The following is a 13,078-nucleotide window of genomic DNA, read 5'->3' as shown; positions in this document are numbered from 1 at the left end:
AGGAGTTTGCGCTGTCGTCACGAATCCGCCCCCCGATCCGTTTCGGCGACGATGCGAACGTCGTCGCCGTCCTCGAGGACGTACCGCTCCGGATCGACGGGATCGCCGTTTACGGTCACCGAGACGGTGGTTCCGGCGTCGTCCTCGTCGTACGCCTCGCCGCCGACGACGAGGGAGTCCTCGGTGAGCTCCATCCCGAGCGTCGCCATGGCGTACTCGAGGGTGACGCCCTCGCAGTGGACGTGCCAGACCTCGGCGTTGTCGTAGTCGTGGAAGTGGAAGCAGCCGTCCTGCTCGATGTACTGCGGATCGTCGAAGTCGACGACCGTCCCGTCGTACTCGAGGAGGATATCGCCGTGGAGGTGGGTCGGGCTGTCCGCATCGGGTTGCTGGACCGCTGCGGTTTCGACCGGTGCAGGCATCAGGAAGATCGCCAGGTACGCGACGACGAACAGGACGAGGACGGCGACGCCGAGAACGTACGGCTTGACGTTTCTGGATATGGTGCGGCCGTGTTCGTCAACGAGCCGGCGGTCCAGACCCTCGAGCTCGCCGTCGTGGGCTCGCTCGAGGTGTGAGACGTACTTCTCGTCGGCAACCGACTCGTCGCAGTAGGGGCATCGTTTCGTCATCGCCGTTCGATACGAACGGTCACTCCTCGAACCGACATGAACTGGAGAGGAAGATCCGGGCGGATCCTTCGACAGCGGTCACGTTCGTTCGGAACGGGGCGGTCGTTATCCGGTATCGACGGCGCCGATCGGGGTCAAGAACCGCAGATCGCCGCCGTTCTTCCCGAAGCTTCGCCGCCCGTTCTTGAGCGTGCCGTGCGGAGATGGTGGTGAGCTGCTCGGCAGCGCAGCCTATCAGACGAGGCGACGAACAGGAACATGATTCAGGAACTCAGCGTGCTCACGGCCATCGGACTCATCGTGCTCGCCGGCGCCATCGGCGCCGGCAGCGTCGTCGGTCCCGACGACCACGTCGTCGTCTACACACTGGACGACGAACGATGCGACGTGAGCGAACAGACGGACGAGCAAATCGCCACCGAGACGGACCTCGACGAACGGGAGAGCGAGAGCCAGAGCGACCGGGAGCGTGGCAATCTCGACCACAGTGAGAGCGACAGCGAGCGCGACTTGAGCGAACGCGACAGCGCCAGTGACAGCGCCAGCGACAGGGATCTCTCCGAGAGCGAGCGCAGCGACCGCGCCAGCGCCAGTGACAGCGCCAGCGAGGACGAACGGATCGATTCCGAGCTGAACGACCGCGACGAACAGCGCGACAGTGCAAGCGAGCGTGACGCCAGTGCCGTCGACGAGAGCGACAGTGACCGCTCCGAGCGGACGGTCGACGACACCGACGTCGAGAACGAGCGGGACGACCGTGAGCACGAACGCGACGCGAGCGACGCCAGCGAGGGCGAGCGCGAGAGCGACAGCACCCACAGCGAACACGACAGCCGCGACGGGGACAGCACGTACGACGAGGACGAGACGACCCGGAGCGATCACGACGAACGCGAGGGTGCGAGCGACAGCGAGTCGTCCGAGTCCGAACGCGACGCAAGTGAGAGCGAGGTCGACGCCGACCGGGCCGATCTCGAGGAGAGCGAGTCCGAGCGGAGCGACTCGAGCGAGAGCGAGGCCGAGCGGGCGTCGGACTCGAGCGACCGCGCGGAGAGCGAGCGTGACGCCGCCGAGACCGAATCGGCCGAGAGCGACGCCGAGCGCGACGCCAGTGAGCGCGACTCGAGTGAGAGCGAATCCCAGGAGCGCGACGCAAGCGAGAGCAGCGCCGAAACCGACGAGCGCGATCGGATCGACGACGGCGACCGCGAGCGCTTCGACAGCGTCGAGAGCGAGGACGTCGGCGACCGCACGGTCCGCGACGAGATCGACCGCGAGGAGGCCGAGTCGGCCCTCAGCGAGAGCGAGCGCGACTCGGCGGAACGCGCGTCCGACGAGAGCGAGCGCGACGAAACCGCGAGCGACGCCAGCGAGACCGAGTCCGATCGGGAGGCCGAGGCGGGCACCGAACGGGACGCCGAGCGCAGCGAGTCCAGCGACCAGGGTGCCGAGAGCGACCGCGACGTGAGCGAACGCGACGCCAGCGAGGGCGAGTCCGAGCGTGAGCGCGCCGCCTCCGGCAGCGACGAGAGCGATCGCAGCGTGAGCGAGACCGACAACGACTCCGCCGAGTACGACCTCGACACGGCCGACAGCGAGGCCGAGCGCGACGCCAGCGAGTCCGACGAGCACGAGCGCGCCAGCTCGAGCAGCGAGTCCGAGCGCGACGGCAGCACCGCTACCGACGAGCTCGATGAGAGCGACCGCGACCGCAGCGAGGAGACCGCCTCCGAACGCGAGGCCGACAGCGAGAGCGACACCGGCACCGACGAGCGCTACCAGTCCGAGTCCGCGAGCGACGAGGCGAGCGACCGGGACAGCGCCCACGACTCGAGCGACCGCGATCTCAGCGAGAGCGAGCGCGACAGCACCGAGGAGAGCGAGCGCGACCTCAGCGAGGCCGACAGCGACCTCGACACGCGCGAGACGACCCGGAACGACAGCGACCGCGACAGCGACACGCGCACCTCACAGAGCGAAACGGAGGACACGACCCGCGAACAGCAGTCCGACGAGGACTGCGAGACGGTCTCCGAGCGCCTGCTCGTGACCGACGACAGCTACGACGAGCTGCGGGAGAAGGGCGCTATCGAGGAGAACGACGACGGAACGTTCGACGTCGACGTCTCCAAGCTCTGAGCGTCGCCTCTTTTGCGGTCGTTTTCCTTTCTGTCGTCCTGCTGAATGTCGGCGTTGCTAGGGAGCGACTTCCCGGGGCTCGCCTTTCGCGTCGCCCCGCATGTCCAACTGAGCCAGCTCCCACTCCAAATAATCCCGGAGGCCTTCCTCGAGCGGCCGATGTGTAATTCCTAGTTCCTCCGACGCCTTGCTGTTATCCACCGGCCATCGCACATCGGTGAAAAACCGAAGCGCCTCGGCTTCGAATCCTTCCGGTAGCGGAACGATCCGCTCTGTTATCCCCATTATGCTGGCGAGCCCTGCGAATACCTTCGGGGAGACGACTCGAGGGACCGAAACGCCCGTTATCTCCTCGGCACACTCGAGCACGTCGACGGCGTCGCGGGGCTTCCCCGAGATGATGTACGTCTCTCCGGGCGCTTCCCGTTCCATGGCGCGAAGGTGCCCGGCAGCGATATCTCCGACGTGGTCCCAGGGTACGTAGTGGTTGCGTGGGATCATCGGAAGGTCGCCCCGAAGGTAGTTCCGAAACATCCCTCGAATCGATCCGTAGGACTTGTCTCCAGGTCCGTAGACGACACCCGGTTGAACGATGACGAGTGGGAGTCCATCGTCGAGCAGCGGTCTGGCGACTTCGTAGTGGGCCTCCCATTTCGTCCGATAGTACACGGCCGACTTCGGGCACGCCGGCTCAACCGTTTCGTCGATATAATCGAACCCTCGGGGTGGATACACGCCGGCTCAACCGTTTCGTCGATATAATCGAACCCTCGGGGTGGATACACGCCGAGCGTGCTGGTGTATACGCCCTTTGGAATTTCCAGTTCGTTCATCAACTCGAGAACGTTCCGGGTCCCCTCCACGTTGATCCGTTCGGCTTTTTCGGCGTTACGGGGGCCCGGGCCGAGATAAAACCATGCAGCGATGTGAAACACGCCGTCCACACCGGTCATCGCATCCCGCAGACTCTCTTTGTCGGTGATGTCGCCTTCGACCACCGTGACCGACTCGGGCAGGTGATCGGCGTTCGATCGCGAACGGGTCAGCCCAACTACATCGTGACCGGCTGCGAGAAGCTCCGTCGTTACGCGCGATCCGATCAATCCGGTCGAACCGGTGACAAAATACTTCATCGAATGCTATATGCCACCAAATACCAAATAGGTTTCTCGAACCGTCGGACGGCCAATTTCTATCGAAATCTCGCAAAATATGCTGGCGCTGTTTTCCACTTCCAGTGTCGTGCTACACACTGCCTCTGACCGCTGCAGGCTGCCTTTCGGCTGATGTATCGTCATACGCTATTGCGATCCATCGCCTTCCTGCGTGGAACGTAGCACTGATCCTCGAGAGGGTCGAGCAAACCGCGTTTACGCCGCGGTTCGCGCGGAAACGTCCGTGGAAGAAGGGGCGCGGTCGAAGCGGAGTTCGGATCGGATTCTCGGACTCACGTTTCCGTCTCAGAACGCCGAACTCGTCACGATAGCCTCGTGATCGACTACGTCGTCCGCCCGGTCGCGTCCGTTGCAGCGCCCCTCGAACGAGCGCGACTCCCCGCTCGGAACGTCCGCTTCGTTTGTCCAGACGTCGCCCAAGACGGTTCCGGCGTCGTCGGACAGCAGCGCGATCACGTCGACGTTCGGCTGTGCCTCGCCCGTTCCGTTCCCGAAGCGGCCCGTCACGACGACCTCCTCGCCCTCGAGGGCGACGTCGCTTTCGAGCACCTCGAGCCCGGAGGGGACGGGCAGGGGCTCGAGATCGGCCCGACCCTCGAGGGTGTAGTCCGCGATCAGTTCCGGTTCAGACCCGCTGTAGTACGCGCGCGCCTGCCAGCTCTGCCCCGGACCGAGGGTACCGAGGTGGGCGAGGTCGGTCTCGAGGCGCTCGTCGCGGGCGTCGATCCAGTCGACCTCGAGGGTGATCCAGCCCGCGGCGACGTCGCCGCCGTTCTCGACGGTCGCCGCGAGATAGGTTGCATCGTCCGCGGCGACGAGCTCGTGGTCGGTGACCTCGAGAATCGCCTCGTCGTCCGGGTCCGAGTCCGAACGTTGGTCCCGATCCTGGCTCGCCGCCGTCGAGAGCGCGCCGCCCGAGAGCCCTGCTATTCCGAGCGCTCCTGTCGCCCCGAGAAACTCGCGCCGGTTCATCGAGCGACCGAAGGCGGAGCGCACCCTTGAGCCGTGGGTGGATCCTGACCGCCAACGGCGCGGAATCGGGTCGGTCGTCGGCGAAACGCCACGGGTCACCGGAGAGGACCTCGGATCGTTGTGGCCGTTCCGGCCACCGGGCCGGCGGCTCCGTCGGTGTCGGAGCGAACCCATACGGCGTCGATCGGGCCGATCCTTCGTCGCCCTTCGTCGCCGGTTTTTGTAGCCGTTGCGCGGATGTTCGAGTAGCCTAGCGGCCGATCAGTCGAGATGGACAGCTAGGTACAGAGACCGCACAGATGAGTCGAAAAATCATTGTTATCACATTCGTCGGTCTTCTCGTGTTAGCCGGTGCAGTCGGAGCGGGAGGCGTCCTCGGCGGCGACGCCAGCCCGGCCGCACTCAGCGCACAGGACACCGACCGATGTGATTCGAGCGAACACGACGACGAAGAGAGCAGCTCCGCCGACGAATCGGACGAGAGCGAGAGCGACAGCGAGAGCGAGTCAGATCGCTCCAGTAGCGACGTCAGCGAGAGCGATAGTACGCGAGACGTCTCCGAGCGCGACAGCTCGAGTGACAGTTCGAGCGACCGCGAGGTCAGCGAGAGCGACGAGAGCGACAGCGCGAGCGACAGTTCGAGCGACAGCGACAGCGAGGAGACCGACTCCGAGCTGAACGACCGCGACGAACAGCGCGACAGCTCGAGCGAGCGTGACGTCAGCGAGAGCGACGAGAGCGACCGCGACTCGAGCGAGAGCGAGAGCGACGAGAGCGACGTCGAGAACGTCCAGGACGACCGCGATAGCGAGCGCGATGCTAGCGACGCCTCCGACAGCGAGAGCGAGAGCGACAGCACGCACAGCGAGCGCGACAGCTCCAACAACGACAGCAGCCTCGACGAGACGGAGGTCACGGCGAGCGACAGCGACGAAAGCGCGAGCTCGAGCGACCGCGACTCGAGCGAGAGCGAGCGCGACAGCTCCGACCGCGACGTCGACAACGACAGCCTCGACCGCGAGGAGAGCGAGCGCGACGCCAGCGACGAGAGCGACTCCGAGCGTGACGCCGCCTCGAGCTCCCTCGACCGCGAGGAGAGCGAGCGCGACGCCAGCGACAGCGAGTCCACGACGAGCGACTCGGAGAGCGACGAGAGTGACTCCGAGCTGACCGAGAGCGACGAGAGCGACCGCGAGGAAAGCGAGAGCGACTCCGAGCACGACGAGCGCGACCTCGTCGAGCGCAACGACGCCGACCGCGACAGCTTCGACGTCATCGACAGCGAGAGCGAAAGCGAGGAGAGCGAGTCCAGCTCGAGCGACCGCACGGAGAGCGCCAGCGACAGCAGCTCCAGTGACAGCGACGAGAGCGACGTCGCGAGCGACGAGAGCGAACGCGAGGAGAGCGAACTCGACGACCGCGAGAGCGACAGCGAGCGCGACAGCAGCTCCAGCGACGAGAGCGAGCGCGACGTCAGCGAGTCCAGCGATCAGGGCTCCGAGAGCGAATCGGACGAGAGCGAGCGCGACGCCAGCGAGAGCGACAACGAGCGCGACAGCGCCGCGAGCAGCAGCGACGAGAGCGATCGCAGCGTGAGCGAGACGAACAACGACAACGCCGAGAGCGAACTCGAGACGTCGGACAGCGACGCCGAGCGCGACTCGAGCGAGTCCGACGAGAGCGAGCGCAGCAGCTCCAGTCTCACCACCGAGCGCGACGGCAGCACCCACACGATCGACAACGACACGACCGAGAGCGACCGCAGCGAGAGCTCCGAGTCCGAACTCGACACCGACAGCGAGAGCGACACCGGCGTCGACGAGATCGAACGCTCCAGCTCGGACAGTGAGAGCAGCTCGGACAGCGAGAGCGACTCGAGCGCCAGCGACCGGACCGAAAGCGAGAGCGACGACTCGAGCGACGCCGAGAGCGAACTCGACGAGAGCGAGAGCGACGCCGACCGCGACGAGAGCGAGACGACCAGAAGCAGCAGCGACGTCGACAGCGACCGGAAGAGCTCCCAGTCGACGAGCGAGGACTCGAGTTCCTCCTCGGGCTCCGAGGACGACTGCGACTACTTCGACTCGGATCTCAACGCCTCGATGATGCCCGCGATGGCCACCGCAGCACTCGCGGCTGCAGCGGCGAACTGACACCGTCCCGTAACGGACGCGAACCGACCACTCGTTTCTTTCTTTCTTCGAGCTGACCACCCTACCAGCGGGCGCCCGGGTCGGCGAGCAAGTTCGCCACCGTCTCGGCTCGGCAAACCCCGATTCGACCCCATCTTTCACCGACCCTATAGGCTCCTCGCAGCCGTCCGTACGGCCAATGAAACGACGAACGTTCGTCGGCCTCGCCGGAGGAAGCCTCCTCGCGTTCGCGGGCTGTACGGGGACCCGCACGGAGACGGGTTCGGATGCCGACGGAAGCGACGACTCGAGTCGGACGACCGACTCGGCGGCACCGACGGACGAACGCGACGGCTCGGGGTCGGACGACACGAGTGATGACGATGATGACACGGGCGACGACGATGACGACGGGGACGGTGACGACGAAACGGGCGAGCGGACGGCCGCGGTCGGCGAACTCGTCGAGGGCGAGGACCTGGAGTTCGTCGTCAGCGACGTCAGCCGTCGGCGCTCCTTCGACGGGCTCGTCGTCGACGAGGCGGATCGACCGCTCCTGGACGACGACGAGCGACGGCAGGCGAGCGCAGACGAGGAGTTCCTCGTCGTCGAGTTCGCCCTCAAGAACGCGGGCGACGAGTTCGTCTCCACGGGCGACGCGTTCGAGCTGGTGCTCGAGGACGCGCGGGAGCGGACGTACTCGCAGGCTCGGTCGGTGAGCGAGACCGCACTCGCGGACGGCTCGCTGGCGCCCGGCGAGGTCGAACGTGGCGAGTTCGCCTACGAACTCCCGCGCGGCCGGGCCGTCTCGTCGCTGGCGATCGACGGCGAGGCTCCGGAGGCGTTCGAAGCCGACGGCGTCGTCGTCGACCTCGAGACCGAGGCCGACGAGGTCGCGACCCTCGAGCAGGAGCTTCGGGTTCCGATCGCCGAGTTCGGAACCGGGGTCGAACGCGACGGGCTCGAGATCAGCGTCGATCGACTGGGCTCCGGGAACGATCTCGGCCCGTTCTTCGATCCCGAGGCGGACCACGAGTACGTCGTCGTCGGCGTCACCGTGACGAACGACTCCGGCCGGGATCGGGAGTTCGAACTCGGCGACCGGACGCGGCTCAAGGACGAAACGGGCTGGAGCTACCCGGCCGAGCCCGACGCGCTGTCGTCGCTCAAGCGCTTCGACGAGACGGTCTCCCTCACCGACGGCGAGCAGTACGACGGGTCGATGGCCTACCACCTCGAGCGCGACCGGGAGGAGCTCTACTGGCTGCTCGAGCCGCCGGAGTGGGAGGGTGAGAAGGAGTTCTGGCGGCTGCGCTAGCCGGAACTCCTCGATCGAACCGCGACCGAAAAACCTGCTCGCTACATCCGGGGACTGTGCCTGTTCACCTGCAGTCCGTCGGTGCCATCGGACTCGTACGTTGCCATCATTAGCCCGACGACCTCCGGGTTCGATGGCTCGTAGCCGAGCTGTTCTTCCATTCGGTGTTTGATCTCCTCGAATCGGTCGCTCTTCGATCCGTACAGTTTGATGTGTGATGTCATCGGTCTCTCCTTTCGCGTTCGATCGGTGGGTCGACTGATCGCCGAGCCGCCTCGGTCGGTGGCGCGGAACGGGGCGGTCGGGAGTCCCCGCTCGTCCGATCACCGAGTACTCGAACGCCCCGAATGGCAAAGAACGGGCGGCCTATGTAGTCGGACGTTCCCCAACCGACGCCCTTCGGTACTGTTGTCGGTCGGCGTTCCCATCCGTCGTCGGCCGTCACCCTCTACACGTCATCGGTATCTGTAACCACCCGGAGCGCCGGTCAGTCGTCGGCGAACAGCACCGTCAGGAGCTTCCGCTGTGCAGCGTGGAGGTGATGGTTGAACGTCGGCTGGGCGATGTCCAGCAGCGCGGCGACCTCCGCGCCGCTGCTCTCGCGGGGCGTCTCGTAGTAGCCGCTGGCGTACGCGGTTCGCAGCACTTCGTACTGTCTGTCCGTGAGCCGGCGCTCGACCTCCGCCAGGAACTCGAACCGCGTCCGTGAGCGGCGATCCTCGTGACGACGACGGACGAGCTTCGCGCCAGGAAACGACGCCGAAACCGCGTCGACGACCCGTCGGACGTCGGCATCGCCCGGCAGCTCGGCGACGACCGTCGCGCCGTCCGGAGCGCTTTCCAGTGACCGGACGACGGCGCCGTACTCGAGCAGTCGAGAGACGATGCTGTCCCGGGTAAACAGACACGCGAACAGTCGCGTATCGTCGCGCTCGGTGACGAACGACGTCTCGGTTACTTCCGGTGCCCGGCCCGCGAGTTCGAGAACGCGCTCGACCGACGTCCCCTCGACCGTGAACAGCCCGCGGATCGAGCCGTCGCTCCGGGCGACGACGCTCTCGAGTTCGATCCGGGCGTCCGCCTCGACAGCCCACCGAACGAAGGCGAGATCGGCGTCCCGCAGTTGGAACTCCAGCTCGACGACGTCGGTCGTCTCCAGTAACGAACGGGTGACTTCGAGGGCGTGAACCGCGTGGCCGAGCCGCTCGCCGATCGCCTCGAGCGCGCATCGCTCCTCGTCGGCGAACGCGTCATGACGGTCGGCGTAAACCGTCAGCCCGCCGTACCGGAGCTCCGCGTAGCCGATCGGCACGCTCAGAGCCGACCGGTAGCCCCGTCTGGCTGCCTCGCGTCGCCAGCGTTCCTGACGGTCGCCGGCCAGGAGCCGCTTGCGGCACTGCGATTTCCCCGTCCGAACTGCGGCACCAGTCGGATCCTGTTCGTCCGGCGGAGCGGTCGTGTCGATCGAGACGGTGTTGAGGTAGCTTCGCTCGGCGCCGGCCCACGCCCGAGGTTCGATTACTTCGCCGACGACGTCGTACGCGCCGATCCAGGCGAACGCGACCCGCTCGTGGTCGACCAGTCGATCGCACGCTGCCGCCTCGAGCTCCGCTCTCGAGGCAGCGGTGGCGATCGCCCCGTCGATCCGGCGCCCGAGGGCGGCGCTCGCCCCGAGCCGCTCGAGGCGTTTCGCCTGAGCGCCGATCGTCTCCTCACGAGCCGCCAGCAACCGCTCGCCTTCGCGCCGTTCCAGCGCCGCCCGTGCGATCGAGGTGGCGGTTGCGAGCGGCTCGAGAAGCTCGTCGACGCCGTCGACCGCCGCGACGAGGACCCCGTGTTCCCCGAGCGGGAGGACGACGCCGCGAGCGAGTCCCGGCTCCGAGACCACCTCGTCGGGCTCCGGCGCGACTTCGCGGACGAGCGTCCGATCGCGGTCGACGAACGCTTGCCAGGCCGTTTCTCCCTCGAGCGTCGACGCTGGCTGACCGTCGGCCTCGGTGAACGTTCCGGCGCGGGCGGAGCGCTCGAGCGCGTCCTCGCGCTCGTCGTACAGGTAGCCCGTCACGGCCGAGACGCCGGGGATCTCGGCCAGTGCGTCGACGGTTCGGCGGATGACGTCGCGGGGCGACTCGCCGCGACGAACCTCGGTTGGGAGCGCGACGACAGTCGTCCACGCCGCGTCCGCCCGATCGCGCTCGAGGCGGGCGCCGAGCAGCGACGTTACGCCCCGGACGAACGCGATTTCGGCTGCCGAGAAGTCCCGGCGCACCGCCGTGTAGACCCCGAGGAACCCCCACGGTCGGTCGGCGGTGGTTCCGATGGGAGCCTCGAAACCGTCCTCGATCCTGTGCTCGCGCAACAGCGAGGACAGCGCGGAGCGGTCGTCGGCTTCCCGATCGAGGAACGTCACGAAGTCGCCGGGTCGAGCCTTTCGGTTTGGATGGGATGGGGTCGTCGGCCGACCGACGAGTCGGCCGACACCGTCCCGCCAGCCCGCGACAGCCCGGAGGACGACCGCGTCCGGGCGCGACTCGAACAGCCCACAGCAGTCGGCGCCGACCGCGTCAGCGACCGCGGTCGCGACACGCTCGAAGAACGCGTCCGAATCGGACTCCTCGCGGAGTTCCCTCGAGAGCGCCGCGAGCGCGCGCTCTCGGCGCGCGTTCCGTTCGATCGGAACGCTCCCCCTGTCGGTTCCGCTGAGATCCAGCACGCTACACAGGTACGTTTCCGAGTCGGTCGCCGTCACCGACCGCTGTACGGGAATCGCGCGGCCGTCCGTCCGTACGCCGAGCGTGTCGTCGATCGTCGACCCCCGGCGATCGATCGTCCCGCGGACGGTCTCGGCCGTCCGCGGGCCTCGATCGTCCGGAAACAGCACGGTCCAGGGTTCGCCGAGCAGCGCGTCCGGCTCGTAGCCGTACAGGTTCGCAAACAGCTCGCTGACCTCGATCACGCGAAGCCGGTCGTCGAACAGGCAGCTCCCGCCCGCCGCCGGAAGGGACCCTTCGTCCGCACTGTCGTCGCCGGGCGCGATCCCGAGATCCCGCTCGTCGACCAGGGACGCGATACGCGATGCGAGCCATCGTCCCCGCGTCGCGTCCTCCTTTCGCAGGACGTCGGTCGCGCCCGCCGCCCGCGCCCGGTCGACGGTCGCGTCGTCAGCCGTTCGGACGAGCAAGACGACGGGGAGGTCGGACTGACGCTCGCGGACGGCCTCGAGCAGGTCGACGCCGTCCCGTCCGGGGAGGTCGGTGTCGGTCACGAGACAGTCGAACCCGCCGTCGGTGAGTCGCTCGAGCGCGTCGCCCGCCCCTGTCGCCATCGTCACGTCTATCGCCCCGCTCGCCTCGAGCGCGCTCGTCGTCGTGGCGGCCGCCTCGCGGTCCGGATCGACGTAGAGCAACCGAACGGGGCGAGTCGACTGCGGGCTCGTGTGCGGTACCATTGTTTCTTTCGTGGTGCGGGCGCTCCTCGCTCGAGGACTCTCGGCGCGATCGGCCGTTTCGCGAGAACGGGACCGCCGTTCCCCGCGAACGACGATCCGCGAGCGCTGGCTCGAGCCGGAACCGTCCGAACTCCGTCGGAACGGAGTCTGTACTAGACGTGGATTTCACCGGCAGGCTCGAGAAAGGAGGGCCTTCGATCGTTGAACGGCGGGACCGACGTGGCTAGCCCGGTCGCCACCGCCCGATACCGAGGATCGGTCGCCAACCCTGTCGAACCCGCGAGGGTTGGGCTGGATGGGGTACTCGGTAGTCGCGACGGCAGCTACCGTCGCCAACGCGCTACCCGCCGACGTGCTACCGACGTACGTGCCGTACTACTGGTCGATGGCGCCGCACGCGGGGGGCTACTCATTCAGTTATCCCGTTTTCCCGTTCGCGGCGCTACTACCGAGTAGAGCCCGAGGATGACGACAGATCGCCATACCGACGCGAACCCGGCCGCGGGAGCGGACGAACTCCCGACCGTAATCGCCGACGCGATCCGGGAGTTCGCCGGAGGACGAGCTGCCGGGCCGGGCGGCTCGAGCGGGCTCCCGGCTCCCGTCGACCCCGCCGACCAGCTATCGGATCTCGGCGGACGGGCACCCCGTCTCGAGGAGGCGGTTCCGCTCTCGGAGCCCATATCCGGCGTCGTCCTCCTCTGTTCCGTGGACTCGCTCTCGGCCCCCTCCCGAAGCGGGTCGGCGGTGCACTCGCGATCGGCGTTCGCCACGTCGGCCCAGCGACTCGTCTCCGAGGCGTGTCGGAACGGCGTCGACGTCCGCGGGAGCTGGTCGCTTCGCACCGAGGAAACGTTTCCCGACTTCGAACTCGAGGTCCTCGAGGTCGAGAAGCCGGTCCGGAGCGACGACTCGTCGTCAGCTACCCGCGAGTGACTTCCTCCTACAACTGAAGCCGTAGGATTTCACGCTGTCGCCGGTACAAACAGCCAACGCAGACAGGAGAACCAGTACGACTCCCGGTCCATCTCGTATTCACTCTTGAACTACGTCGGTAGGTTCACTGATGAAGCAATCTAGATAGATGTACGGATAATTGTACTAACAAAGTACACTGCTAAAAGGACTAGCTACCATCTAGAGTAGGGTTCTCTCACACACCATTGTCGAAATGAAATCTACTTTGGAAGGTCTAGACTGATTTCCCTCACACACCGTTCTCGAAATGAAATCTTCCGGCCGAATACAGATGCAGCGGTTCA

General features: G+C 66.7%; 9 protein-coding genes and 2 pseudogenes. 4 read left to right on the top strand and 7 right to left on the bottom strand.

Going from position 1 to position 13,078, the window contains the following annotated elements:
• Positions 1 to 17: 17 nt before the first annotated feature.
• Entirely contained in the window at positions 18 to 632 is a 615-nt protein-coding gene (locus C491_RS05715) for a hypothetical protein (protein WP_005554460.1), read from the bottom strand.
• A gap of 258 nt (positions 633 to 890) precedes the next feature.
• On the opposite strand from C491_RS05715, the gene C491_RS05710 reads away from it, so the two are divergent.
• Positions 891 to 2,771, top strand: a complete 1,881-nt coding sequence (locus tag C491_RS05710) for a midas domain-containing protein (RefSeq protein ID WP_005554458.1) — start codon at positions 891 to 893, stop codon at positions 2,769 to 2,771.
• 57 nt (positions 2,772 to 2,828) lie between these two features.
• Here C491_RS05710 and C491_RS23625 read toward each other — a convergent pair whose 3' ends face one another.
• The 4 genes and pseudogenes from C491_RS23625 to C491_RS05700 all read right to left on the bottom strand — a co-directional run bounded on the left by C491_RS23625 (position 2,829) and on the right by C491_RS05700 (position 4,918).
• Positions 2,829 to 3,203, bottom strand: a complete 375-nt coding sequence (locus C491_RS23625; RefSeq protein WP_241431294.1) for a hypothetical protein — start codon at positions 3,201 to 3,203, stop codon at positions 2,829 to 2,831.
• Between the two features lie 24 nt (positions 3,204 to 3,227).
• Positions 3,228 to 3,506 (bottom strand): annotated as a pseudogene (locus tag C491_RS23965) (SDR family oxidoreductase); the annotation flags it as partial.
• 62 nt (positions 3,507 to 3,568) lie between these two features.
• Positions 3,569 to 3,904: pseudogene (locus tag C491_RS23960) on the bottom strand (NAD-dependent epimerase/dehydratase family protein); the annotation flags it as partial.
• A gap of 327 nt (positions 3,905 to 4,231) precedes the next feature.
• Positions 4,232 to 4,918, bottom strand: coding sequence for an FxLYD domain-containing protein (locus tag C491_RS05700; protein ID WP_005554451.1), 687 nt, complete (start codon positions 4,916 to 4,918; stop codon positions 4,232 to 4,234).
• A 341-nt stretch (positions 4,919 to 5,259) separates the two neighbouring features.
• Between C491_RS05700 and C491_RS05695 the strand changes: the two genes are divergently transcribed.
• Together C491_RS05695 and C491_RS05690 are read left to right on the top strand one after the other, a co-directional pair.
• Positions 5,260 to 7,071 carry a hypothetical protein gene (locus C491_RS05695; protein ID WP_005554450.1) on the top strand — a complete coding sequence of 604 codons (1,812 nt, stop codon included), beginning with the start codon at positions 5,260 to 5,262 and terminating at the stop codon, positions 7,069 to 7,071.
• Between the two features lie 178 nt (positions 7,072 to 7,249).
• Complete coding sequence (locus C491_RS05690) at positions 7,250 to 8,368, top strand: DUF4352 domain-containing protein (protein ID WP_005554449.1); 1,119 nt, start codon at positions 7,250 to 7,252, stop codon at positions 8,366 to 8,368.
• Positions 8,369 to 8,409: 41 nt separating this feature from the next.
• On the opposite strand, the gene C491_RS05685 is transcribed toward C491_RS05690, so the two are convergent.
• Both C491_RS05685 and C491_RS05680 read right to left on the bottom strand, forming a co-directional pair.
• Complete coding sequence (locus tag C491_RS05685) at positions 8,410 to 8,592, bottom strand: hypothetical protein (protein WP_005554448.1); 183 nt, start codon at positions 8,590 to 8,592, stop codon at positions 8,410 to 8,412.
• 263 nt (positions 8,593 to 8,855) lie between these two features.
• Positions 8,856 to 11,816: a bacterio-opsin activator domain-containing protein gene (locus tag C491_RS05680; RefSeq protein ID WP_241431291.1), complete on the bottom strand. Its 2,961-nt coding sequence runs from the start codon at positions 11,814 to 11,816 to the stop codon at positions 8,856 to 8,858.
• Between the two features lie 465 nt (positions 11,817 to 12,281).
• Between C491_RS05680 and C491_RS05675 the strand changes: the two genes are divergently transcribed.
• Positions 12,282 to 12,752 (top strand): hypothetical protein, encoded by a 471-nt coding sequence (locus tag C491_RS05675; protein WP_005554442.1) that lies wholly within the window; start codon positions 12,282 to 12,284, stop codon positions 12,750 to 12,752.
• The last annotated feature ends 326 nt before the right edge of the window (positions 12,753 to 13,078 follow it).

Source organism: Natronococcus amylolyticus DSM 10524, assembly GCF_000337675.1.
Lineage (GTDB): Archaea > Halobacteriota > Halobacteria > Halobacteriales > Natrialbaceae > Natronococcus > Natronococcus amylolyticus.
The sequence above is the reverse complement of the archived record's forward strand: the minus strand, read 5'-3'. Positions and strand labels throughout refer to the sequence as shown.

Coding starts and splice junctions, on each gene's coding strand:
- C491_RS05715 (WP_005554460.1), bottom strand. CDS start 632: ATGACGAAACGATGCCCCTACTGCGACGAGTCGGTTGCCGACGAGAAG.
- C491_RS05710 (WP_005554458.1), top strand. CDS start 891: ATGATTCAGGAACTCAGCGTGCTCACGGCCATCGGACTCATCGTGCTC.
- C491_RS23625 (WP_241431294.1), bottom strand. CDS start 3,203: ATGGAACGGGAAGCGCCCGGAGAGACGTACATCATCTCGGGGAAGCCC.
- C491_RS05700 (WP_005554451.1), bottom strand. CDS start 4,918: ATGAACCGGCGCGAGTTTCTCGGGGCGACAGGAGCGCTCGGAATAGCA.
- C491_RS05690 (WP_005554449.1), top strand. CDS start 7,250: ATGAAACGACGAACGTTCGTCGGCCTCGCCGGAGGAAGCCTCCTCGCG.
- C491_RS05685 (WP_005554448.1), bottom strand. CDS start 8,592: ATGACATCACACATCAAACTGTACGGATCGAAGAGCGACCGATTCGAG.
- C491_RS05680 (WP_241431291.1), bottom strand. CDS start 11,816: ATGGTACCGCACACGAGCCCGCAGTCGACTCGCCCCGTTCGGTTGCTC.
- C491_RS05675 (WP_005554442.1), top strand. CDS start 12,282: ATGACGACAGATCGCCATACCGACGCGAACCCGGCCGCGGGAGCGGAC.